We start from the raw sequence: 22,735 nt of genomic DNA, 5'->3' as shown, positions 1-22,735 counted from the left end.
TTGTGGTTACAAATGAGTGGACAGCAGCGAAATGAAAGAAGAGGAGGACACCATGCCCCAGCGCACGAGTCCCGATCTCACATCCAAGATGCGCGGCTACACCCGCCGCCTGAGTGCTCGCATGCACCTCAGCCCGGCCGACCGGCTCAACCTGCAACTGTCCCATTCGCCGGTCGGCGTGCTCGGCGCCGGACGACCGGCCCACTGAGCCGCCGCACACCCTTCACTCCGACGAACCCCGGCCCCGGCCGGGGTTCGTCGCATCCGCCGCGTGGCGAGCCCGGTCAGCCGCGCAGCGAACTGGTCAGATGCCAGAAACCACAGCGGCACTCGTAGCAGCGCAGCCGCGCCGATGCCCGGCCCGGGCCGCTCACGGCCAGGATGGCGCCGGTGACCGCGGCCAGCGTGGGATAGCCGATCTTCTCCGGCGTCGGGCACTCCGGCGGCGCGTAGTACACCCCACCCCGGCGCGCCCGGCGCGGCGGAGCATCGCGCGCGGCGGTGGCCGACTCGATGCGGCGGTAGTACTCCTCGAGTTCGTCGTCGTCGAACGGCGGGCCGCCCGCGCCGGTCACCGGCCCTCGCCGCCCGGCGGCCGATCGTCATAGCGCGGCAGCACCCGGTACACCCGCAACTCGCGCGGCACCCCCTTGGCCCGGAAGCGACGCCGCCGGATCGCGTAGTGATCGACGCCGGCCACCTCCAGAGTGGTGGCACTGGCCAGCACTTCACCGGCCCCGGCGGCGGCGCAGACCCGGGCGGCGATGTTCACGTCCACGCCGAGGAAGTCGTCGCCCACCGCGCGCGGCGCCCCGGTGTGCAGACCGGCCCGCAGCGCCGGGCGGTAGTCGGCCAGGTGCACCGCGCTCACCGCGACCGTCGCCTCGTGCGCGGCCTCGATGGCCTGCTGTCCGTCGACGAAGACCGCCATCATCCCGTCGCCGAGAGTTTTCACCACCTGTCCCCCGCGAGCCCGCACCGTCTCCTCGCAGACCCGGTTCACCTCACCGATCAGCGCGAGCACCTGATCGTCGCCCACCCGCAGCGCCCAGCGCGAGAAGTCCACCAGATCGGTGAACAGAATCGTCGCCGGGAGCGGACGGGACGGGTCGGGCGGGCGGCGGCGCAGCAGCGAGCGCCACACCGCCACTGAGGCCAGTCCCAGTTCGCGCATCGCGCTGGGCCGTTCGGGGTTGGTGTCCTCGATCACCCGGGTCAGCCGGTCGAGGGTGCCGGCCCCGCGCGCCGAAGGCAGGTCCTCCGGGGCCAGCCGACGGGCCAGCTGTGCGGCCCGGACGAAGGCGGCGCTCGAATCGGTACGGGCCAGCAGTCCGTCGCTGCGGCGCGCCGGGACGGCGCCGGAGTCACCCGGCGCCGGCTCGCCTGGTTCGCGCTGGCCGTGCACGTTCACGATTCTAGGCCCGGCCGGCCGGGGTGGCCGGGGCTGCCGAGCGCGCCTCGGTCCGGTTGGCGCGAATACTCGAGATCACCGCCGCACCGATGAAGCACACCCCGACCAGACCGGTCACCAGCTCACTGACCTCCACGTGCAGGCTCACCAGCAGGATGGTCGCCAGTGCCCCGATCGCCCAGTGCGCCCCGTTCTCCAGGTAGCGGTACTCGCTGAGTGTCCCGGCCCGCACCAGGTAGATGGTGATCGAGCGCACGAACATCGCGCCGATGAAACCGAGTCCGAGGGCGATCAGGATGGGATCGGAGGTGATCGCGAAGGCGCCGATCACCCCGTCGAAGGAGAACGACGCGTCCAGCATCTCGAGGTAGAGGAAGAGGAAGAAGGCGGCCTTGCCCGCCACCTGCACCGGCTTGGGCCGGCGGCCGGCGGCCGTCGGGTCGGCCGGATTCTCGTCGTCCGCGTCGTCGAGGGCGTCGCCGCTCTCGAAGAGCGAGGTGAGCCCGTTGATCACCAGGTAGAGCAGCAGGCCCACGATGCCGGCGATCAGCACGGTGGCCCGCTGGTCGGAGGGCATCAGGGAGGCCGTGGTGAGCAGCGCCGCAAGCGCGACCATCACCGAGATGTTCGGCAGCAGGCCCATCCGGGCCAGCGGCCGCTCCACATGCCGCATCCAGTGCAGCCGGTCCTGACTGAAGACGAAGTTCAGGAACAGCATGAGCAGGAACATCCCACCGAGGGCGGCGATCTGCGGGTGCGCGTCGGTGAGCAGCGTCTCGTAGCTCGGGCTGCCGTCGGCGAAGGTCTCCGCGCCGTCGGGCGGCGGGTTGAGGGCCAGGTCGAGGGCCTCCTTGGGATTGAGTCCGGCCGTGGCCCACACGATCACCAGAGGAAACAGCACCCGCATGCCGAAGACGGCGATCAGGACGCCGACGGTGAGGAACATCCGCTGCCAGAAGACGCTCATCCGTTCGAGCACCGTCGCGTTGATCACCGCGTTGTCGAAGGACAGCGAGATCTCCAGGATGCCCAGGATCAGGCAGACGACCGCCCCCTCCCAGCCGCCGTAGAGGAAGGCCGCCACCAGCGCCGCCACCGTGACCACACCGGAGAGTCCGAAGACGCGCAGGATCATCGCAGCCGTTCCGCATCCTTGGCCAGCGCCACCAGCTCCTCGGCCAGCACCGACAGCGTCTGCGCGTCGGCTTGCTCGCCGATCGCCGTCTGCAGGTCTTCGGCGGCGCAGCGCAGGACGAACATCCGGTCGCCGAGGTCGGCGGCCTCGGCCGGCGAGAGGATCAGCGCGTCGGCGGGAATAGCGGTGCCCTCGGTGAGCGTTCTCTGTTCGTACGCGCGTTGCCGGCACGAGCGCTTGCAGTACTTGCGCCGGCGGCCCAGTTCGGAGTCGACCATCTCGCGCCCGCACCAGGCGCAGGCGTACGGACGGCGGCGGTCGGTGTCGGGCACGACTCCGACCGTACTACCCCGGACCCGGCGGCCGGAGCACCTGCCGCCGGACTCGCGTAGAATAGAACTCTGCCCGCCGACTGTGAGAGGAAGACGCGACATGGCTGATCGAGTACTGCGAGGGAGCCGCCTGGGCGCGGTGAGCTACGAGACCGACCGCGATCACGACCTCGCGCCGCGCCGGATCGTGCAGTACCGCACCGACAACGGTGAGATCTTCGACATCCCGTTCGCCGACGATGCCGAGGTGCCGTCGAAGTGGCCCTGCAAGAACGGCATGGAGGGCACGATCCTCGAAGGCGCCGAACCCGAGGAGAAGAAGGGCAAGCCGCCGCGCACGCACTGGGACATGCTCCTCGAGCGGCGCAGCGAGGACGAGCTCGAGGTGCTGCTGGCCGAGCGGCTGGACCTGCTCAAGCAGCGCCGCCGCGGCGGCACCGCCTGATCGCCGCACGCTGACCACAGCAGAGCGCCCCGGACCTGCGTCCGGGGCGCACTGCTGTGCGGTTCGCCGGCCTAGCGGGCGCGGCGGCGGGCCAGCCTGCCCTGCACGCCCCAGCGGGCGACGTTGATGAACGACTCGGCGATCACTCCGCCGTCCATCTTCGACTCGCCGATCTCGCGTTCGGTGAAGGTGATGGGCACCTCGCGCACCACGAATCCGTTCTGCAGGGTCCGCCAGGCCAGGTCGATCTGGAAGCAGTAGCCCGCCGACTCCACCTGGTCGAGTCCGATGGTGCGCAGCACCGCCGCCCGGTAGGCGCGGTAGCCGGCGGTGATGTCGTGGATCTTGGCGCCCAGGGCCAGGCGGGCGTAGGTGTTGGCGCCCTTGGAGAGCAGTTCCCGCCGCTTGGGCCAGTTCACCAGTTCACCGCCGGGCACGTAGCGCGAGCCGATCACCAGGTCGGCGCCCGCGTTGATGCCCTCGAGCAGGCGGTGCAGCTGTTCGGGGGCGTGGCTGCCGTCGGCGTCCATCTCCACGATCACCGGATAGTCCCGCTCGAGCCCCCAGGCGAACCCGGTCAGGTAGGCCTTGCCCAGACCGTCTTTGACGGTGCGGTGCAGCACATGCACCCGTCCGGCACCGTCGGCGGCCAGCCCGTCGGCCACCTCGCCGGTGCCGTCGGGGCTGGAATCGTCGACGACCAGGACGTGTACCTGCGGCAGTGCGGCCTGCAGCCGGCCGACGATGAGCGGCAGATTCTCGCGCTCGTTATACGTGGGAATGACGACCAGTGCGCCGGCACCATCGGGGCCGACCACCTGGCCGCTGTCGCCGGCTCCGCTCTGATCAGTCGTCATCGTGCTCCTTCGGGGCTGTTCTGTCGAGCAACCTCTTGAACCTAGTATGTTGCGCCAGCGCGTACAAAAACCCGCCGACCGCGCAGATGATGGCGAGTCGCTGCGGCCAGGGCCCCAGCCGCACGGCCAGGGTCCGGCCGTCGCGCAGCGGCAGAGCGGCCTGCAGGTCGGCCGGGGTGAAGCTCTCCGAGCGGCTCAGCACCGTCCCGTCCGGCGCGATGATCGCGCTGACCCCGCTGGTGGCGGCCACCACGGTGGCCCGGCCGGTCTCCACCGCCCGCACCTGCGACATCGCCAGCTGCTGGTAGGTCATATCGGTGCGGCCGAAGGTGGCGTTGTTGGTGGGTACGAAGAGCAGCTGGGCCCCGTCGCGCACCGCCTGCTGCGGCGACCGGTCGAAGGCCACCTCCCAGCAGGTGGAGACGCCGAGCACCACCGGACCGGCATCGGTGGGCACGGTGAGCACGGACGGCCCGGTGCCCGGTGCGATGTCCCCGGCCTGGTCGGCGTACGAGGAGAACTTCGAGAAGAAGCCGCGCCACGGCAGGTATTCGCCGAACGGTTGCACGATGTGCTTGTCGTAGCGGCCGGTGGGCGCCGGTGCCGCCCGCCCGCCCGGGGCCTCCCAGACCAGCACCGTATTGGTCGATCGTCCGTCGGCACGGTAGTCGAGGGTGCCGAAGACAATCGGAGCGCCCACGGCGTTCACGGCGGTCTGGATGACCGCGGCCGCATCCGGGTTGCTCAGCGGGGAGATGTCCGAGGCGTTCTCCGGCCACAGCACCAGATCCGGTTGCGGGCGCCGGCCCTCGTGGACCTCGTCGGCCAGGCGCAGCGTCTGCCGGACGTGATTGTCGAGCACCGCGCGCCGCTGCTCGTTGAACTCCAGGCCCAGACGCGGGACATTGCCCTGCACGGCGGCCACCTGCACGGTGCGCCCGCCGTCCGGGGCCGGCGCGGTGGCGGCGGCGATCGCCGCGACCCCCAGCGGGGCGATCACCGCCAGCGCCGCCAGGCCGACGGCCGGCAGCTCCCGGCGCCAGGCGGTGGTGGCCGGCAGCGCGATCAGCGCGGCCAGCGCCGCACCGGACAGCGCCACCGCGAACGAGAGCCCGGGCACCCCGAACCACCGGGCCAGGGGCAGGAACCAGCCCTCGTTCTGACTGAACGCCACAGCGCCCCACGGGAATCCGCCGAAAGGGAACGACGAGCGCAGGGCCTCGACCGCGACCCAGCAGAGCGCGAACCACAGCGGTGCGGCGGGCAGCCGCATGGTGACGGTGGCCATCGCCCCGAACAGGACCAGGTACAGGGCGCTGACCACGGCCAGCGCAATCCAGGGCAGCGGGCCCACGTAGACGCCGATCCACGGCAGCAGCGGCAGGAACAGGGCCAGTCCGAAGACGCCCCCGCAGGCCGCACCGGTGCGCGCCGACGGCCGCCCCAGCCGCAGGCAGGCGTAGAGCAGGCCCATCGCCAGCGGCGCGAGCGCCCACAGATCGCGGGGCGGGAAGGCCGCGAACAGCAGTCCGCCCGCGGCGGCGGAGCCCGCCAGCCGCCACCAGAACCAGTTCACCCGGCCGCCCGCGAGAAGATCACCTCGCCGGCCACCGCCGTCTCCACGCAGGTCGGCAACTGCGCCTGCGGTGCGACATCCGGCAGGGCGGGCACCCGCGACCGCGGATCGGTGGACCAGCGCTGAACCCCGGCGTGCGAGGGCGCGACCACCAGTTCGTCGGCCTCCCACACCGCATAGTGGGCGGGTGCGCCGGGCACCAGGGTCCCGGTGATGCCGTCATTGATCCCGGCGGCGCGCCAGCCGCCGCGGGTGGCGGCCGCGAAGGCGGCACGCGGCGAGATCGCGCTGTGCTCGGTGTGGTGGTGGGCGGCGGCCCGCACGCTCGCCCAGGGGTCGATGGCGCAGACCGGCGAGTCGCTGGAGAACGCCAGAGTCAGCCCGGCCCTGGCCAGCGCGGCGAAATCGTTGAGCGCCGGAGCGCGCTCCCCCAGCCGCTGCTGGTAGAGCCGCCCGTCGCCGCCCCAGAGCGCGTCGAAGAGCGGCTGCATGCTGGCGACCATCCCGGCCCGGCCGAAGAGCTCGGCCTGCTCGGCGGTGACCATCTCGGCGTGTTCGAGCCGGTGCACGCAGCGCGCGAGCGCCGGCGTGCCCAGTTCGTCGATCAGCCGCGAGACCGCCTCGGCGACCATCGCCGCGGAGGCATCGCCGATGACGTGGAAGCCGGCCTGGACCTGGGCGAGCGTGGTGGCGCGCAGGTGCTGGTAGATCTGGTCGTGGGTGAGATAGGCCACCCCGCAGGTGTCGGGCCGGTCGGTGTAGGGCCGCGCGAGCAGCGCGGTGTGGGAGCCGAGGGCGCCGTCGATGAACAGGTCTCCGCCGATCGCGTGCGCGCCGGTGGCGGCCACCACCGCCAGTGCCTCCTCCGGGGAACCGACCGCCTGTCCCCAGTAGCGGCGGATCTGGACCGGATGATCGATGTCCGCCAGTGCGGTGAAGTCGTCGAGGCCCGAGATCTCCGGGCCGCCGTTCTCGTGGACGGCGGCCACACCCCGGGAGGCGGCGTGGTCGAGTGCGTGCAGCTGGGCGCGGCGGCGGGCCTGCGGGGAGATCATCCCGCGCGCCCCGGCCCGCACCAGGTGGTGCGCCTCGGCGATCAGCGGGGCCTGCTCGTCGAAGCCGGACGCCGCGCGCAGTCCGTCGATGCGGGCGCGCAGCGCGGTCGAGACCGCCGCCGAATGCTCGTCGATGCGGGAGAGGTAGACGGCGCGGCCCCCGGCCGCCGCGTCGAGGTCGGCGGTGGTCGGCGGCGAGTCCTCACCGTCGCCGGCGCCCGCCCAGGCCGACGCATCCCAGCCCAGACCCCAGATGATCTCCTCGTCGGGGTGGGCGTCGGCGTACGCCGAGAGCGCCCGCAGGCAGTCGGTGCGGCTGACGGCGCCGGTCAGGTCCAGTCCGCGCAGGGCCAGCCCGGTGTCGGTGAGGTGGACGTGGCAGTCGACGAATGCGGGGCTGACGAAGCGTCCCTGCAGGTCGACGATCTCCGCATCCGGGTGCAGTGCCCGGCCCACCTCGTCCGAACCCACCCACACGATCGTCCCGTCGGTGACGGCCATCGCCGTGGCATCGGGAACGGCCGGAGAGGAGTAGACGGCACCGCCGAGCAGAAGCTTCGTTGTCACCTCACCAGTCTGTCAGATGCGCGGTCAGCGGCCGCCGGTGCGGCGATCCGGATCGCCGTAGGGGTGATCGGTCAGTTCCGGGATGTCGACGTGGACCGATCCGTCGGGGTTGCGGACCGTCACATCCACCACGTCGCCGGTCACCCGGCCGTCGTCGACGACGGTGCCGTCGACCACGCTGCCGTCGACGTAACCGTTGGGGGCCATCCGCACCACGCTCACCCGTTCGGCGAGCCGCCCGGCCTGCCGCGCGGCCCCGGCGACCACCACCGGCTGCAGCCGGCGACGGACCGGCGAGGCGGTGAGGATCAGCCCGAGCACGGTGGTCACCACGCCGGGCAGCACGGTGAGGACGCCGGCCACCGTCAGCAGTGCCGAGTCGGTGAGGGCGGCGCCCGGCGAGTCGCCGGTGCCGGTCCGGGCGCGGGTGAAGATCTCCCGGGTGCGCCGGCCGAGGACGGCGAAGCCCACCGCGGCGGCGGCGACGGTGATCAGAATGGCCCAGCCCCAGCCGAGGAAGTGCACCATGGCCCAGAAGGCGGCGATCTCGACGATCAGGTATCCGGCGACGATCCAGCGCGTCATATCCGGCCTTTCTTCAGAAGCGGTTATCGGTACAACGTACGAACCGCCGGTTTTGCTCCCGGCTCACCGAATCGATCATGGCAGGATGGCCGTCATGCGGCACGGCAACGGTTTCGAAGTCCTGATGATCGTCCTCGGTGCGATCGGCATCGTCTGGGCGCTGGTCGACGTCGTCGACGATGGTGCCGGGAACGTCGCCGGAAGCACCTGGGTGGCCGGGGCGCTGGGCATCGTGCTGATCGTGACGGCCGTCTACCGGATGGCGGCGGGCGGACCGATCGTCACGGTGAACCCCGACCACGAGTCGCCGGCGCAGCAGTTCGAGGAGCAGAAGCGCCGCGACGGGCTGGCCTGAGCCGCCCGCGACGGCTCAGTCGTCGGCGCGGCCCTCGATCTGTCCCTCGGTCTCGAGGTAGATCTGCCGCAGCTGCTCGAGCATCTCCGGCGGCGGCGCCTGCCACAGCCGGCGTTCGGTGGCCTCGAGCAGCCGTTCGGTGATGCCGTGCAGCGCCCACGGGTTGGCCTGTTCGAGGAAGTCGCGGTTCTGCTCGTCGAGCACGTACGACTCGGTGAGCTTCTCGTACATCCAGTCGGCCACCACCTCGGTGGTGGCGTCGTAGCCGAACAGGTAGTCGACGGTGGCCGCCATCTCGAAGGCGCCCTTGTAGCCGTGCCGGCGCATCGCCGAGAGCCAGCGGGGATTGACCACCCGCGCCCGGAACACCCGGGCGGTCTCCTCCGACAGGGTGCGGGTGCGTACCGAATCCGGGCGGGTGGAGTCGCCGATGTAGGCCTCCGGCGACTGGCCGGTCAGCGCGCGCACCGTGGCCACCATGCCGCCGTGGAACTGGAAGTAGTCGTCCGAGTCGGCGATGTCGTGTTCGCGGGTGTCGGTGTTCTTGGCCGCCACCGCGATCCGCCGGTAGGCGGCCCGCATGTCGTCGACGGCCGGGATCCCGTCCAGGTCGCGGCCGTAGGCGTAGCCGCCCCATTCGGTGTACACCGCCGCCAGGTCCTCGTCGGTGCGCCACTGTTTGGAGTCGATCAGCTGCAGCAGGCCGGCGCCGTAGGTGCCCGGCCGCGACCCGAAGACCCGGGTGGTGGCCCGCCGCCGGTCACCGTGATCGGCCAGCGCCGCGCGGGCGTGGGCGGCGACGAAGTTCTGCTCGTCGGGCTCGTCCGCGCCGGCGGCCAGCGCCACCGCATCGTCGAGCATGGTGATCACGTGCCCGAAGGCATCGCGGAAGAAGCCGGAGATGCGCACCGTCACATCGATGCGGGGGCGGCCCAGCTCGGCGAGCGGGATCAGTTCGAGCCCGGTGACCCGGCGCGAGCCCTCGTCCCAGACCGGCGTCACCCCGAGCAGGGCCAGGACCTCACCCACGTCGTCGCCGGAGGTGCGCATGGCGCTGGTGCCCCACACCGACAGTCCCACCGACGCCGGATAGCTGCCGTGGTCGGCCAGGTAGCGTTCGAGCAGCGAGTCGGCCATCGCCCGGCCGGTCTCGGCGGCAAGCGCACTGGGCACCGCCTTGGGATCGACGGAGTAGAAGTTGCGTCCGGTGGGCAGCACGTTGATCAGGCCGCGCAGCGGCGAACCGCTCGGACCGGCCGGGATGAACCCCCCGGCCAGGGCGTGCAGCACCCGGTCGATCTCGCAGTCGGTGGCCCGCAGCCGCGGCACCACCTCGTTGCCGGCGAAGGCCAGGATCTGCCGCACCGCCTCCGGCCGGCCTTCGGCCGCCTCGGCGACGGCCTGATCGGACCAGCCGCCGTCCGCGCACCGGGTGACCAGCTCGCGGGCGATCGCCTCGATACGGTCCACCTCGCCGCGCGCCGAGCCGTTCTCCACCAGGCCGAGGGCCTCACGCAGGCCGGGCAGGGTCTGCGCGCCGCCCCACAGCTGGCGGGCCCGGAGCATGGCCAGCACCAGGTCCACCTCCATCTGCGGGTCCGGGGCCTGCCCCAGCACGTGCAGCCCGTCGCGGATGGCGGCGTCCTTGATCTCGCACAACCAGCCGTCGACGTGCAGCAGCATGTCGTCGAAGACCTCTTCGTCGGGACGCTCGGTCAGGCCCAGGTCGTGGTCCATCTTGGCCGCGGTGAGCAGCGTCCAGATCTGCTGCCGGATGGCCGGCAGCTTGGCCGGGTCGAGGGCCGAGATGTTGGCGTGCTCGTCGAGCAGCTGCTCGAGCCGGTTGATGTCGCCGTAGCTCTCGGCGCGCGCCATCGGCGGAATCAGATGGTCGACGAGTACCGCATGCGCCCGCCGTTTGGCCTGGGTGCCTTCGCCCGGATCATTGACCAGGAACGGGTAGATCAGCGGCAGATCGCCGAGTGCCGCGTCGGTGCCGCAGTCGGCGGACATCCCCAGGGTCTTACCCGGCAGCCATTCGAGGTTGCCGTGTTTGCCGATGTGCACGATCGCGTCGGCGCCGAAGCCCCAGCCGTCGGTGTCGGTGCGTGAGGCCAGCCAGCGGTAGCTCGCCAGGTAGTGGTGGCTCGGCGGCAGATCGGGGTCGTGGTAGATCGCCACCGGGTTCTCGCCGAAGCCGCGCGGCGGCTGCACCAGCAGGACGACGTTGCCGAAGGTCATGGCGGCGATGACGATCTCGCCGGCCGGATCGGCGCTGCGGTCCACGAACAGCTCCCCCGGCGGCGGGCCCCAGTGCTCGACGACGTCCTCGCGCAGCTGCTGCGGCAGCCGGTCGAACCAGGCGGTGTAGTCGGCGGCGCCCACCCGGATCGGGTTGGCGGCCAGGGCCTCTTCGGTCAGCCAGTCCTGGTCCTGCCCGCCGGCGTCGATCAGCGCGTGCATCAGCGCATCCGGATCGTCGTCGTCCGGGGTCTCGCCGAGACCGGCGATCGCGCCGGGTTCGCCGATGTCGTAGCCGGCCGCCCGCAGCGCCCGCAGCAGATGCACCAGCGACCGCGGGGTGTCCAGGCCGACGGCGTTGCCGATCCGGGCGTGTTTGGTGGGATAGGCCGACAGCAGCAGCGCCAGCCGCTTCTCCGGCGGCGCGATGTGCCGTAACCGGGCGTGCGCGAGTGCGATCCCGGCGACCCGGGCGCAGCGTTCGCGGTCCGGTGCGTAATACGGCAGACCGTTCTCGTCGAACTCCTTGAACGAGAAGGGCACGGTGATGATGCGGCCGTCGAACTCGGGCACCGCCACCTGGGAAGCCACGTCCAGCGGAGACATGCCGTCGTCGCTGGCCGCCCAGTCCTCCCGCGATCCGGTCAGGCACAGTCCCTGCAGGATCGGGATGTCCAGGGCGGCAAGACGTTCGACGTTCCAGGCCTCGTCGTCGCCGCCGGCGCCCGCGGTGGCCGGCGTGGTGCCGCCGGCGGCCAGCACCGTGACGATCAGCGCGTCGTAACCGCCGAGGTGCTCGATCAGCTCGTCCGGCGCGGCGCGCAGTGAGGCGCAGAAGACGCCTTCGGCGCGGCCGCCGGCCGTCTCGATCGCATCGCAGAGAGCGGCGACGTAGTCGGTGTTGCCGGCCAGGTGCTGGGCGCGGTAGTAGAGCACCCCGATCCGCGGCCGGTCCTCGGCCGGGGCCGCCGGGCGATCGAGCAGCCCCCAGGCCGGCGTCTGCACCGGCGGCTCGAAACCGAGCCCGGTGAGCAGCACCGTGTCGGAGAGGAAGTTGTGCACCGCGAGCAGGTTGTCCCGTCCGCCGGCCACGAAATAGCTGTGCGCCTGGGCCGCGACCCCGGCGGGCACCGTCGACAGCGCCATCAGATCCGGGTCCGGGTTGAGTTCACCGGAGAGCACCACCACCGGCGCCGGACCGGCCAGCACCGCCTCGAGGCCCTCCTCCCAGGCTCGCTTGCCGCCCAGGATACGCACCACCACCAGGTCGGCGTCGGCGATCAGGCCGGGCACCTCGTCGAGCAGCAGCCGGGCGGGATTGGCGACGGTGTAGTCGGCGCCGCTGGTGGCGGCGGTACGCAGATCGGTGTCCGAGGTGGACAGCAGGGTGATCACGGCGATACTCGGCTCTCTGCCGGGGATGCGCGCCCGGCGTGGTCGGTGGTGATCGGCGGGTCTGGCTCCGGGCTCCGCGAGGGAGGCCCACACAGTGGCGCGACCGCGCCGGAATCGCACCGGCTTCCGCGTCGATCTTCTCGGCGATCAGCTTAGGCGATGTGGGAAAATCGGGACATGCCCCCACGCCGCCGCTCCCCGCACGCACCGTCGCTCACTCCCGAGGATCTCGCCGCGCTCACCGAAGCCGTGGCTCAGGGCCGCCGGGCCACCGTCTATCTGCGGGAGGGCACCCCGAGTCTGGGGCTCGAACCGGGCAGCTCGGCCCGGGTGATCTCGGTGTCGGGAACCACGCTGCTGCTCAAACCGCGTGGGGTGAACGACGAGCTGCCGTTCGAGGCCGACGAGGTGCGGATGACCCGCACCGCCCCTGAACCGCCGGCGAGGAGTCCGAAGAAGAAGGCGGCCCCGACGAAGACGGCGGCTCCGAAGAAGTCTGCGGCCCCGAAGAAGACACCGAGTCCGACGAAGACTGCGGCCCCGAAAGCCGCGGCCCCGAAAACTGCGGCCCCGAAGACCGCCGCGGCACCGGTCCGGGCCGCGAAGCCGCCGGCACGCCCGGCCGCCGGTGGCCGGCGCGCCCCCTCGGCGGTCACGGTCACGATCTTCGGTTCGTCGGACAACCAGTGGTCGGTGGCGGTCGGCCGGGGCGGGCGCAAACCGCCGCGGTCCCGGCCGGTGACCCCTGAGGCGGTGGACGCGGCGCTGGCGGCGCTCGGCGACGACGCCGCCTTAGCGGCCGGTTCGGCGGTGCTCAACCATGCCCGCGAGGCGGCGCAGCGGCGCGTCGAGGAGCTCGCCGCCGAACTCGAGGCCGCCCGCCGGACCCTCTACGAGCTCGGCGGGGAGCCGTCGTCGTGACCGCCGCCCCCGACCGCTGCCCGGGCGTCTTCCGGACGCACACCGCCGCCGACGGCGAGCTGGCGCGGATCCGGGTGCCCGGCGGGGTGATCGACGCGCCCGCACTCGAGGCCCTCGCCGGCGCGGCCGAGGAGTTCGGCGACGGCGCCGTGGAGATCACGGTGCGCGGCAATCTGCAGGTGCGGGGAATCGCCGCCGATGCGGTGCCGGCGTTCGCCGCGGCGATGAGCGCGGCCGGTCTGACCGCCGACGCCGAGCACGACCGGGTGCGCAATGTGGCGCTCTCGCCGCTGACCGGCCGGGTCGGCGGCCTGGCCGACCTGCGCGGTATCGCGCGGGAGCTGGACCGGTCCCTTCGCGGCGACACCGGCATCGTCGGCCTGTCCGGACGGTTCTGGTTCGGGCTCGACGACGGCCGCGGCGACGTCCTGTCCCGGCGCCCGGATGTCACCGCGCTCGCCGTGGACGGGCAGACCGCGGTCCTGGTGATCGACGGGCAGCAGGCCGGCCCCGCCCGGCCGCTGGCCGCGCTGCCCGAGATCATGCCGGCCCTGGCCCGGACCTTCCTGTCGCTGGCGGAGGGCCGCTGGCGCATCGCCGATCTGCCCGGGCCGCTGCGGGCCGAACTGCTCGACGCGGCAGGCGGAGCCACCGGCGGCGCGAGCCCCGTCTCCGCCGCCCCGGAACCGCGGGTCGGCTGGTTCGACCAGCACGACGGCGCCGTACTGCTCGGCGCGGTGGTCCCCTTCGGCCGGCTCACCGGTGAGCAGGCCCGCTTCGCCGCGGCCGTCGGCGGCCCGGTGATCATCACCGCCGAACGCGAGCTGCTGCTGCCCGACCTGACCGAGCCGGTCGCCGAGACGGTGGTGCGGGTGCTGGCGCCGCGCGGCTTCGTCTTCGACGCGAACTCGCCCTGGACACGGGTGACCGCCTGCACCGGGGCGCCCGGCTGCGCCCAGTCGCACGCCGATGTCCGCACGGATCTGGCCGCGCATGTGGCCTCGGCCGCCGCGGCCGGCAGCGAGCTGCTCGTCGAGCACTGGGTGGGCTGCCGGCGCGGCTGCGGCTCGCCGGCCCGGCCCCACCTGCGGGTGGAGGCCTCACTCGACGGCTACCGCCGATCGCCGCGGTGAGCTCATCCCCTGCACCGGCCGGTCCCGGCGGGCACAGTACGGTGAGCAGATCATGAGCGACTATCTGCGCGACGGCGCCGCCATCTACCGTCAGTCCTTCGCGACGATCCGCGCCGAGGCCGACCTGTCGGCCTTCCCCGCCGACCTCGAACCGGTGGTGGTGCGGATGATCCACGGCTGCGGGCAGACCGACCTGACCGAGAACATCGTGGCCACCGACGGGGTCGTGGCGGCCGCACGCACCGCCCTCGCCGGCGGCGGCCCCATCCTGTGCGACACCAACATGGTGGCCTCCGGGATCACCCGGCGGCGGCTTCCGGCCGGCAACGCCGTCCGCTGCCATCTCGGCGAGCCCGGTCTCGCCGAGCTCGCCGAACGCACCGGAACCACCAGAACCGCTGCCGCGCTGCAGTATTGGCTCGACGACCTGCCGCGGTCCGTGGTGGCGATCGGCAACGCCCCGACGGCGCTGTTCGCCCTGCTGGATCTGATCGACGCCGGCGCCCCGGCGCCCGCCGCGATCGTCGGCGCACCGGTCGGCTTCGTCGGTGCCGCCGAGTCCTGCGCGGCGCTGGCGCTGCGCACCGATCTGCAGTTCATCACCGTGACCGGGCGGCGCGGCGGCTCGGCGATCACCGCCTCGGCCGTCAACGCCCTGGCCAGCACCGAGGAGTGAGCGTGAGCCCGACCCCCGCAGCCGCCGGACCGGCCGGCACCCTCTACGGCATCGGCCTCGGTCCGGGCGATCCCGAGCTGGTCACCGTCAAAGCCGCCCGGATCATCGCCGGCGCCGATGTGATCGCCTATCACTGTGCCCGGCACGGCAATTCGATCGCCCGATCGGTGGCCGAGCCGTACTTCTCCGGCAGTCAGATCGAAGAGCAGCTGATGTATCCGCTCACCGTGGAGACCACCGACCATCCCGGCGGCTACGCCGGGGCGATGGCCGACTTCTACACCGAGAGCGCCGAACGCCTGGCCCGGCACCTGGCGGCAGGCCGGGACGTGGTGCTGCTGGCCGAAGGCGATCCGCTGTTCTTCAGTTCGTATATGCACATGCACAAACGGCTCGCGGACCGCTTCGACGCCCAGATCGTTCCCGGTGTGACCTCGGTGAGTGCGGCCTCGGCCGCGCTGGGCATTCCGCTGGTCGAAGGTGAGGAGACGCTCACCGTGCTTCCGGGCACCGCCGAGCCCGGTGAACTGGTGGCGCACTTCCGTTCCGGCGAAGCGCTGGCGGTGCTCAAGCTCGGCCGCACCTTCGGCAAGGTGCGCCAGGCGCTGACCGATGCCGGCCGGGCCGACGAGGCCTGGTACGTCGAGCGCGCCTCCACCGGACGCCAGCGCATCGCACCGGTGGTGGACGTCGATCCGGACCAGGTGCCGTACTTCTCGCTGATCGTGGTGCCCGGTCGGCGCAACAATCCCCTGGCCGCCGCCGACGGCGGCGAGGGCGAGGTGGTGGTGGTGGGTCTGGGCCCCGGGCCGGTGGACCAGACCACCCCGCAGGTGGCGGCCGAGCTGGCGGCGGCCACCGATCTGGTGGGTTACACCACCTATCTCCGCCGGGTGGCCGCCCGCCCCGGTCAGCGGGTGCACGCCAGCGACAACCGGGTCGAGGCGCAGCGCGCCGAGTTCGCCCTGGACCTGGCGGCCCGCGGCGCCCGGGTCGCGGTGGTCTCCTCCGGCGACCCCGGGGTCTTCGCGATGGCCTCGGCCGTCGCCGAGGCGGCTGCGCAGGAGAGCTACCGGCAGGTCCGGCTCCGGGTGGTGCCGGGCGTGAGCGCCTCGCAGGCCGTGGCCGCCGCGGTCGGCGCGCCGCTCGGCCACGACTTCGCCGTGCTGTCCCTGTCGGATCTGCTCAAACCGTGGTCGGTGATCGAAGCGCGCATCCGCGCGGCGGTCGCCGGGGATCTGGTCATCGCCGTCTACAACCCGGCGTCGACCCGCCGCACCGAGCAGATCCGGGCGTTCGCGGCACTGCTCGCGGAACTGCTGCCGGCCGACCGGCCGCTGGTCCTGGGCCGGGATGTGGGCGGTCCCGGGCAGGCGCTGACCGTCACCACCGTCGGCGGCTTCGATCCGTCGGTGGTGGACATGCGCACCCTGCTGATCGTCGGATCCTCGCAGACCCGGGTGGTGCGCAGGCCGGCCGGGGATCTGGTGTTCACCCCCCGGCACTATCCCGCGCCGTAACCGGGGGTCAGCCGGTCACTCCGTCGCGCCGGGCCGCCTCGGCGACGGCGGCGGCCACGGCCGGCGCCACCCGCGGGTCCAGCGCGCTGGGCACGATCCGGTCGGGCCGGAGGTCGTCGGCCGCCACCGCCGCGATGGCTTCGGCGGCCGCGATCTTCATCCCCTCGGTGATCCGGGAGGCACCGGCGTCGAGCGCACCGGCGAACACTCCGGGGAAGGCCAGCACGTTGTTGATCTGGTTCGGGTAGTCGCTGCGGCCGGTGGCCACGACCGAGGCGTACCGGGCCGCGGTGTCCGGGGCGATCTCCGGATCCGGGTTGGACAGCGCGAAGATGATCGGATCGGGGGCCATGGCGGCGATGAGCTCTTCGGCGACGGTGCCGGCCGAGACGCCGATGAAGACGTCCGCAGCGGCCAGTGCAACCGCCGGCCCGCCACTCAGTCCCCGCGGATTGGTCTGCGCGGCGATCTCGCGTTTGACCTCGCCCAGTCCGGTGCGGCCGGCGTCGACGATGCCCACCGAGTCGAGCACCACGATGTCCTCGACGCCCGCGGCCAGCAGGATCCGGGCACAGGCCACGCCGGCGGCGCCGGCGCCGGAGATCACCACCCGCTGCGCGGTCAGCTCACGGCCCAGGACGGTGGTGGCACCGCGCAGGGCGGCCAGCACCACGATCGCGGTGCCGTGCTGGTCGTCGTGCATCACCGGGCAGTCCAGCGCCTCGACCACCCGGCGCTCGATCTCGAAGCAGCGCGGGGCGGAGATGTCCTCGAGGTTGACCGCACCGAAGCTCGGGCGAAGCCGCACCAGGGTCTCGACGATCGCGTCCGGGTCGCCGGTGTCGAGCACGATGGGGATCGAGTTGAGCCCGGCGAAGCTGCGGAAGAGTGCGGATTTGCCTTCCATCACCGGCAGTGCGGCGCGCGGCCCGATGTCGCCGAGACCGAGGACCGCCGAACCGTCGCTGACCACCGCGACCAGGCGGTCGGTCCAGGTGTAGTCGTCGACCAGGGCCGGGTCGGCGGCGATCGCCCGGGACACCTGGGCCACACCGGGGGTGTAGGCGATCGACAGGTCGCGCTGGGTAACGACGGGCGCGCGCAGTTCCACGCTGAGTTTGCCGCCGCTGTGCGCGAGGAGGATCTCGTCGTCGGTCAGCGGCATCTCGGCCAGGGTGGGCTGGGCGAGGGCCTCGTCGCCCGGTGCGGGCCCGGCCCCGCTCGTCCGTTCGCCGGCCGGCCGCGTGTTCGGTGTCACCTGCTTGTCCATGCCGAGAGCGTTCCATCGGCGGATGACGGCCATGAGTCCGCCGATGACGGTGAGGGGTCCAGATGCTCACCGCGGGCGGCGGCGCTGCGTGAGACCGGCGGCGGTCAGCCCGGATCGAGAGCCCAGGCGACGGCGGCCTCGACCCGGTCGACGGCGCGCAGGCCCGCCGGTTCGGCCGGCCGGGCCACCATGATCACCTCGACACCGGCCTCGGCGGCGGCGGCCAGTTTGGCCCGGGTGAGTTCTCCCCCGCTGTTCTTGGTGACCAGCACGGTGATGCCGTGCTCGGCCAGCAGGGCGCGTTCGCCGGCCGGTTCGTACGGTCCGCGCGAAGACAGGATCCGGTGCCGGGCCGGCAGCCGGACGGTCGGCGGATCGACCACCCGGATCAGGAACCAGGCGTCGTCGATGTCGGCGAAGGCGCCCACATCCTGGCGACCGGTGGTCAGGAAGACCCGGCCGCCGCGATCGGCGACGGCCGCGGCGGCCGCCGTGATGTCCGGGACCGTGGTCCAGCGATCGGCCGGGCCGGGCGTCCACGGCGGGCGGCGCAGCCGCAGCAGCGGCACCCCGGCCTGCCCGGCGGCGGCCACCGCGTTGGCGGTGATGCGGGCGGCGAAGGGGTGAGTGGCGTCGACGACCGCGTCGATCCCGGTGTCCGCCAGGTAGTCCCGGAGTCCTTCGAAGCCGCCGAAGCCGCCGATCCGCACCTGCCCGCGCGGCAGCCGCGGGCGCTGGACGCGACCGGCCAGCGAGGTGATCACCGTCGGCGCCGCCGGATCGTCGAGCAGCCGGGCGGCCAGTGCGCGGGCCTCACCGGTGCCGCCGAGGATCAGGACGGTGCGGCGCTCAGTCATGACGGCGTCCGTCGCGGCGCAGCTTGCTCATCCGGGCCTGCGAATACAGGTAGCTGTCGGTCACGGCGCCCGCCTCGGGTGCCAGGACCGCGCCGACGAAGATCACCGCGGTCTTGGTGATGCCGGCCGCGGCCAGCGCCTCCGGGAGCTCCCGCAGCGGCGCGCGCACGATCCGCTCGTCGTCGCGGGAGGCGAAGGCGACCGTCGCGGTGGGACAGTCGGCGCCGTAGTGCGGGGTCAGAGCGTCGACGATCTCGTCGGTGCGGTGCGCCGCCAAGTGCAGCGCCAGGGTCACCCCGGCCGCCGCCAGGGAGGCGAGGTCCTCCCCCGGCGGCATATCGGTCGACAGGGTCGAGACCCGCGTGATGAGCAGCGACTGACCCACTCCGGGCACGGTCAGTTCGGTGCGCAGCGCCGCGGCCGCCGCGGCGAAGGCCGGCACCCCGGGAACCAGTTCGCAGTCGATACCCCGTTCGTCGAGCCGGCGCAGCTGCTCGGTGAGGGCCGAATAGACCGACAGGTCACCCGAGTGCAGCCGGGCCACGTGGTGGCCGGCGGCATCGGCCTCGGCGATGCGGTCGATGATCGCCTCGATCGGCATCCGGGCGGTGTCGATGCGCGCGGCGTCGTCGGGCAGCAGCATGAGCAGCTCGCCGGGGACCAGGGATCCCGCGTACAGGCAGGTGTCGCATCGGCTGAGCAGTTGGGCGCCGCGCACGGTGATCAGGTCGGCGGCGCCGGGACCGGCGCCGATGAAGAACACGGTCACGGTGTGTCCGCCTCCCATTGCACGATCGGCAGCACCGGCCGCCAGGTGGTCATGCCGCCGAGCGGGGCGGCGTGTTCGAGCGCTATGCGGGTCAGCCGGCCGCCGTGGCTGTGGTGAGCCTGCGCGAGCAGCTGCTGACTCTGAAGGGTCACCGCGTTGGCGACCAGCCGTCCACCGCTCCCCAGCGCCGTCCAGCACCGGTCGAGTACCGCGGCGGTCAGCCCGCCGCCGATGAACACGGTGTCGGGGGCCGGGGCATCGGCGAACCCGTCGGGGGCGGCCCCGGCCACGGTGAGCCGGTCGCCGACGCCGTGCGCGGCGGCGTTGCCGGCGATGCGTTCGGCCCGCACCGGATCGGCTTCGAAGGCCACGGCACGGCCGGTCCGGGTCAGGCGCAGCCATTCGATGCCGATGCTGCCCGAGCCGGCCCCCACATCCCAGAGCAGACCCCCTTCGGCCGGGGCCAGCGCGCACACCGTCAGTGCCCGGATCTGCGCCTTGGTGAGCTGGCCGTCGGAGGCGTATTCGGTGTCGGGACGACCGGGGGCGCGGCCGCACCGCGGGCCGTGTGCCTCGATCGCCACGATGTTGGGGGTCGGCGCGGACGGGTCGCGGTAGTCGTCGGCGGGCCCACCGGTGCGGCTCTCCGCCGGACCGCCCAGCCCGGCGAGCACCGTCAGTGTCGAGCCGCCGAAGCCGTGGCGGCGCAGCAGGTCGGCGATCTGCCCGGGACCGGTGCCGTCTTTCGACAGCACCAGCAGCCGGGCACCGTCGGTGAGTTCGGTGAGCAGCGTCTCCGTGGCGGCCGTCACCAGGCTCACCACGGTGGTCTGCGCCAGATCCCAGCCCAGCCGGGCCGCGGCCAGCGAGGCGCTCGACGGCGCCGGCAGTACGCTCACACGCTCGGCCCCGACCCGGCGGATCAGGCTGGCGCCGAGCCCGTGGAACATCGGATCTCCGCTGGCGAGCAGGTGGACGGTGCCGACGGCCGGCGGCTGCGCCAGCAGGTCCGCCAGGTGCCCGGACATCGGTGACCGCCAGGGCTGCAGTTCCGCGCCGACCCGCCCGGCGATCAGGCCGAGCTGCCGCGCCGAGCCGTAGATCGTCTCGGCGCCGGACAGGGCGTCCTGAGCGGCCGCGGTGAGACCGTCCCAGCCGTCGGCGCCGATCCCGACGACCACGAACCGCGGGCCGGTCACCGCGGCAGCTTCCGCCAGATCCGCCGCGGCAGCAGACGCATGCCGAAGAAGACCGGCTGCAGCACCGCCGGGATCCACACCTCGGTGCGGCCCCGCCGGTAGGCGCGTGCCACCGCGTCGGCCACCTGGTCGGCGGTGCGCGAGAACGGCGCGGGCGTGACCCCCGAGTCCATCAGTTCGCGGGTCATGGCACCGACCACGAAGCCGGGCCGGGCCAGGAGCAGCCGGACACCGGTGCCGTGCAGCGCATCGGCCAGGCCGCTGGCGAAACCGTCGAGACCGGCCTTGGTGGAGCCGTACACGTAGTTGGCCCGGCGGACCCGCACTCCGGCGACCGACGAGAAGGCGATGATGGTTCCCGATCCCTGCGCGCGGAAGGCGTTGGCCAGCAGGGTGATGACACTGACCTGCGCGTAGTAGTCGGTGTGCGCGATCTGCAGGGCGTGCGCCACATCGGTTTCGGCGCGCGCAGCGTCCCCGAGGATGCCGAAGGCCACGATCGCGGCCTCGACGGGGCCGTGCCCGGCGAAGATCGCGTCGACGAGCGCCGGATGGCTCGCGACGTCGTTCGCGTCGAATTCCACCGGCACCACCTCGGCGGCGCCCGCGGCGATCAGTGCCGCCGTGGGTTCGGCGAGCTCGCCGCTGCGCCGGGCCGCCAGCACCACCTTCCGTCCGGGCGCCAACCGCACCGCGGTGGCCACCCCGATCTCGCTGCGTCCGCCGAAGACCACGATCGTTCCCACCGCGCCAGTATCGCATTGCACCGCGCCCGGTCCGTCCGGCGGTGGGACGCGGCGACTAGAGTCGGCTGGCATGGCACGGACGGCGGACGACCTGAGCGCTGCGGCGCACGAGCTGCTCGGCGAGTATCACCTCGCCTCACTGACCACTCTGCGCGCCGACGGCACACCGCATGCGGTGGCGGTGGGCTTCACCTTCGACGCCGACGCGGCACTGGCGCGGGTGATCACCGTCGAGGGCAGCCAGAAGGTCCGCAATGTGGAGCGCGCCGGCTATGCCGCGCTCACCCACGTCGACGGCCCGCGCTGGCTCACCGTCGAAGGCCCGGCCCGGATCTGCCGCGAACCCGAGCAGGTGCGCGACGCCGAGCAGCGCTACGCCCGGCGCTATCGGCAGCCCAAGGAGAATCCGCGCCGCGTGGTGATCGAGGTGTCGATCACCCGGGTGCTCGGGTCGGCCGCGATGTTCGGCTGACCGGAGCCGCCTCACCCCCGGAGGGTCTTCGCCATCGCGTCAGTCCCCGAGGACGACCAGTTCGTGCGGGCGGGTGTTGAGCGGTTCCACACCGTCGTCGGTGACCACCACGATGTCCTCGATGCGCGCACCCCAGCGGCCCGGGAAGTACACCCCGGGTTCCACCGAGAAGGCCATGCCCGCCCGGAGCTCGATGTCGTTGCCGGCCACGATGTACGGCTCCTCGTGCACCGACAATCCGATACCGTGCCCCGTCCGGTGGATGAACTGCTCGGCCAGGCCGGCCTCCGCGAGCACCTCGCGGGCGGCGGCGTCGATGCTCTCCGCGCTCACCCCCGGCCGTACCGCCGCGACCGCCGCGGCCTGGGCCCGCTGCAGCGCCGCGTAGGCGTGAGCGATCTCCGCCGGCGGCTCGCCGAAGCAGTAGGTGCGGGTGGAGTCCGAGTTGTAGCCCGGACCGATCGGGCCGCCGATGTCGATCACCACGATGTCCTCGGGCAGGATCAGCCGGTCGGAGTGCTCGTGATGCGGGTCGGCGCCGTTCGGTCCGGAGCCGACGATGATGAACTCGGCCTCGTGGTGGCCCTCGGCGCGGATCGCGGCGTCGATGTCGGCCGCCACCTCCGCCTCCGTACGGCCGGGCCGCAGCCAGCGGCCCATGGACGCGTGGACGCGGTCGATGGCTGCACCGGCCGCCCGCAGCGCGTCGATCTCCGCCTGGTCCTTGATCATTCGCAGTTCCCGGAGCACCGCGGTGGCCAGCGTCGGCTCGGTGCCGGCCCGCGCGGCCAGTGGGATCACATGCAGGGCGGGCAGGGCGTCGGAGACGGCCAGGCGCGGCGCCGGGCCGAGTCCGTCGAGGGCGAGCGCATACGGATCCTGCCCGTCCACCCAGTCGCGTACCGTCAGGCCCAGCTCGCCGATCGCGGACTCGCGCAGTGACGCCAGCTCCAGCCGGGCGGTGACCACCCACGGGCGGCCCGACGCCGGAATCACCAGTGCGGTGAGCCGTTCGAAGGTGTCGGCCACCGCGCCGGTCAGGTAGCGCAGGTCCGGTCCGGTGCCCACCACCAGGGCGTCGAGTCCGGCACCGGCGGTCAGTTCCGCCGCCCGGGCCAGCCGCCGCGCGTAGACGTCCGCCCCGAACCTGCTCCCATTCGCTTCAGCCATGCCGCCAGCCTATCGTCCGGCCGCACCCGCAGAGAGTGTGGAACAGTT

Annotated in this window: 23 protein-coding genes and 1 riboswitch; of the genes, 8 read left to right on the top strand and 15 right to left on the bottom strand. The window is 72.8% G+C overall.

The features are described 5' to 3' along the window. Positions 1 to 16 precede the first annotated feature (16 nt). Positions 17 to 208: a hypothetical protein gene (locus ACJMNC_RS10705; RefSeq protein WP_408947929.1), complete on the top strand. Its 192-nt coding sequence runs from the start codon at positions 17 to 19 to the stop codon at positions 206 to 208. A 76-nt stretch (positions 209 to 284) separates the two neighbouring features. On the opposite strand, the gene ACJMNC_RS10700 is transcribed toward ACJMNC_RS10705, so the two are convergent. Genes ACJMNC_RS10700 through ACJMNC_RS10685 form a run of 4 tightly spaced genes read right to left on the bottom strand, consistent with a single transcriptional unit; the run spans position 285 to position 2,824 of the window. Beyond that, the gene (locus ACJMNC_RS10700; RefSeq protein ID WP_408947928.1) at positions 285 to 575 is read right to left on the bottom strand and encodes a hypothetical protein; all 291 of its coding nucleotides are present in this window, start codon (positions 573 to 575) and stop codon (positions 285 to 287) included. Then, positions 572 to 1,405, bottom strand: coding sequence for an adenylate/guanylate cyclase domain-containing protein (locus tag ACJMNC_RS10695; protein ID WP_408947927.1), 834 nt, complete (start codon positions 1,403 to 1,405; stop codon positions 572 to 574). Before ACJMNC_RS10695 ends, ACJMNC_RS10700 begins: the two co-directional genes overlap by 4 nt. A 10-nt stretch (positions 1,406 to 1,415) precedes the next feature. Further along, positions 1,416 to 2,546: a DUF475 domain-containing protein gene (locus ACJMNC_RS10690; RefSeq protein ID WP_408947926.1), complete on the bottom strand. Its 1,131-nt coding sequence runs from the start codon at positions 2,544 to 2,546 to the stop codon at positions 1,416 to 1,418. Next, the gene (locus ACJMNC_RS10685; protein ID WP_408947993.1) at positions 2,543 to 2,824 is read right to left on the bottom strand and encodes a hypothetical protein; all 282 of its coding nucleotides are present in this window, start codon (positions 2,822 to 2,824) and stop codon (positions 2,543 to 2,545) included. The genes ACJMNC_RS10690 and ACJMNC_RS10685 overlap by 4 nt, the downstream gene beginning before the upstream one ends. Positions 2,825 to 2,978: 154 nt before the next feature. Here ACJMNC_RS10685 and ACJMNC_RS10680 point away from each other — a divergent pair, with 154 nt between their 5' ends. Next, on the top strand, positions 2,979 to 3,323 hold the full coding sequence (locus ACJMNC_RS10680) for an RNA polymerase-binding protein RbpA (RefSeq protein WP_408947925.1): 345 nt from the start codon (positions 2,979 to 2,981) through the stop codon (positions 3,321 to 3,323). Positions 3,324 to 3,394: 71 nt separating this feature from the next. Here the strand turns inward: ACJMNC_RS10680 and ACJMNC_RS10675 are convergent, their stop codons facing one another. Genes ACJMNC_RS10675 through ACJMNC_RS10660 form a run of 4 tightly spaced genes read right to left on the bottom strand, consistent with a single transcriptional unit; the run spans position 3,395 to position 7,963 of the window. Then, positions 3,395 to 4,180 (bottom strand): polyprenol monophosphomannose synthase, encoded by a 786-nt coding sequence (locus ACJMNC_RS10675; RefSeq protein WP_408947924.1) that lies wholly within the window; start codon positions 4,178 to 4,180, stop codon positions 3,395 to 3,397. Then, the gene (gene lnt, locus ACJMNC_RS10670) at positions 4,170 to 5,756 is read right to left on the bottom strand and encodes an apolipoprotein N-acyltransferase (RefSeq protein WP_408947923.1); all 1,587 of its coding nucleotides are present in this window, start codon (positions 5,754 to 5,756) and stop codon (positions 4,170 to 4,172) included. The genes ACJMNC_RS10675 and lnt overlap by 11 nt, the downstream gene beginning before the upstream one ends. Next, positions 5,753 to 7,378 (bottom strand): amidohydrolase, encoded by a 1,626-nt coding sequence (locus tag ACJMNC_RS10665; protein ID WP_408947922.1) that lies wholly within the window; start codon positions 7,376 to 7,378, stop codon positions 5,753 to 5,755. Before ACJMNC_RS10665 ends, lnt begins: the two co-directional genes overlap by 4 nt. Positions 7,379 to 7,402: 24 nt before the next feature. Further along, entirely contained in the window at positions 7,403 to 7,963 is a 561-nt protein-coding gene (locus ACJMNC_RS10660) for an FxsA family protein (protein ID WP_408947921.1), read from the bottom strand. Positions 7,964 to 8,048: 85 nt separating this feature from the next. On the opposite strand from ACJMNC_RS10660, the gene ACJMNC_RS10655 reads away from it, so the two are divergent. Then, the gene (locus tag ACJMNC_RS10655; RefSeq protein ID WP_408947920.1) at positions 8,049 to 8,318 is read left to right on the top strand and encodes a hypothetical protein; all 270 of its coding nucleotides are present in this window, start codon (positions 8,049 to 8,051) and stop codon (positions 8,316 to 8,318) included. Positions 8,319 to 8,333: 15 nt separating this feature from the next. Here the strand turns inward: ACJMNC_RS10655 and ACJMNC_RS10650 are convergent, their stop codons facing one another. Then, positions 8,334 to 11,954: a cobaltochelatase subunit CobN gene (locus tag ACJMNC_RS10650; RefSeq protein WP_408947919.1), complete on the bottom strand. Its 3,621-nt coding sequence runs from the start codon at positions 11,952 to 11,954 to the stop codon at positions 8,334 to 8,336. Positions 11,955 to 11,990: 36 nt separating this feature from the next. Next, a riboswitch (cobalamin riboswitch) is annotated at positions 11,991 to 12,125 on the bottom strand. 6 nt (positions 12,126 to 12,131) lie between these two features. Between ACJMNC_RS10650 and ACJMNC_RS10645 the strand changes: the two genes are divergently transcribed. Genes ACJMNC_RS10645 through cobJ form a run of 4 tightly spaced genes read left to right on the top strand, consistent with a single transcriptional unit; the run spans position 12,132 to position 16,204 of the window. After that, complete coding sequence (locus ACJMNC_RS10645; protein ID WP_408947918.1) at positions 12,132 to 12,875, top strand: DUF6319 family protein; 744 nt, start codon at positions 12,132 to 12,134, stop codon at positions 12,873 to 12,875. Beyond that, a complete protein-coding gene (cobG, locus tag ACJMNC_RS10640; protein ID WP_408947917.1) occupies positions 12,872 to 14,008 on the top strand; it encodes a precorrin-3B synthase in 1,137 nt (378 codons plus the stop codon). Before ACJMNC_RS10645 ends, cobG begins: the two co-directional genes overlap by 4 nt. 52 nt (positions 14,009 to 14,060) lie before the next feature. Continuing rightward, the gene (locus ACJMNC_RS10635; protein WP_408947916.1) at positions 14,061 to 14,684 is read left to right on the top strand and encodes a precorrin-8X methylmutase; all 624 of its coding nucleotides are present in this window, start codon (positions 14,061 to 14,063) and stop codon (positions 14,682 to 14,684) included. After that, a complete protein-coding gene (gene cobJ / locus ACJMNC_RS10630) occupies positions 14,681 to 16,204 on the top strand; it encodes a precorrin-3B C(17)-methyltransferase (RefSeq protein WP_408947915.1) in 1,524 nt (507 codons plus the stop codon). The genes ACJMNC_RS10635 and cobJ overlap by 4 nt, the downstream gene beginning before the upstream one ends. A 7-nt stretch (positions 16,205 to 16,211) precedes the next feature. Here cobJ and ACJMNC_RS10625 read toward each other — a convergent pair whose 3' ends face one another. The 5 genes from ACJMNC_RS10625 to ACJMNC_RS10605 form a co-directional block, all read right to left on the bottom strand. Further along, a complete protein-coding gene (locus ACJMNC_RS10625; protein WP_408947992.1) occupies positions 16,212 to 17,369 on the bottom strand; it encodes an NADP-dependent malic enzyme in 1,158 nt (385 codons plus the stop codon). Positions 17,370 to 17,578: 209 nt separating this feature from the next. Next, positions 17,579 to 18,331, bottom strand: a complete 753-nt coding sequence (locus ACJMNC_RS10620) for a cobalt-precorrin-6A reductase (protein ID WP_408947914.1) — start codon at positions 18,329 to 18,331, stop codon at positions 17,579 to 17,581. Next, entirely contained in the window at positions 18,324 to 19,100 is a 777-nt protein-coding gene (locus ACJMNC_RS10615; RefSeq protein ID WP_408947913.1) for a cobalt-precorrin-4/precorrin-4 C(11)-methyltransferase, read from the bottom strand. Before ACJMNC_RS10615 ends, ACJMNC_RS10620 begins: the two co-directional genes overlap by 8 nt. Continuing rightward, complete coding sequence (cbiE, locus tag ACJMNC_RS10610) at positions 19,097 to 20,299, bottom strand: precorrin-6y C5,15-methyltransferase (decarboxylating) subunit CbiE (protein WP_408947912.1); 1,203 nt, start codon at positions 20,297 to 20,299, stop codon at positions 19,097 to 19,099. Before cbiE ends, ACJMNC_RS10615 begins: the two co-directional genes overlap by 4 nt. Beyond that, positions 20,296 to 21,045, bottom strand: a complete 750-nt coding sequence (locus ACJMNC_RS10605; RefSeq protein ID WP_408947911.1) for an SDR family NAD(P)-dependent oxidoreductase — start codon at positions 21,043 to 21,045, stop codon at positions 20,296 to 20,298. The genes cbiE and ACJMNC_RS10605 overlap by 4 nt, the downstream gene beginning before the upstream one ends. A 70-nt stretch (positions 21,046 to 21,115) precedes the next feature. Between ACJMNC_RS10605 and ACJMNC_RS10600 the strand changes: the two genes are divergently transcribed. Then, on the top strand, positions 21,116 to 21,517 hold the full coding sequence (locus ACJMNC_RS10600) for a PPOX class F420-dependent oxidoreductase (protein WP_408947910.1): 402 nt from the start codon (positions 21,116 to 21,118) through the stop codon (positions 21,515 to 21,517). Positions 21,518 to 21,556: 39 nt separating this feature from the next. Here the strand turns inward: ACJMNC_RS10600 and ACJMNC_RS10595 are convergent, their stop codons facing one another. Beyond that, the gene (locus tag ACJMNC_RS10595; protein ID WP_408947909.1) at positions 21,557 to 22,687 is read right to left on the bottom strand and encodes a M24 family metallopeptidase; all 1,131 of its coding nucleotides are present in this window, start codon (positions 22,685 to 22,687) and stop codon (positions 21,557 to 21,559) included. Positions 22,688 to 22,735 lie beyond the last annotated feature (48 nt).

Source organism: Gordonia sp. VNK21, from assembly GCF_046098115.1.
GTDB lineage: Bacteria > Actinomycetota > Actinomycetes > Mycobacteriales > Mycobacteriaceae > Gordonia.
The sequence above is the reverse complement of the archived record's forward strand: the minus strand, read 5'-3'. Positions and strand labels throughout refer to the sequence as shown.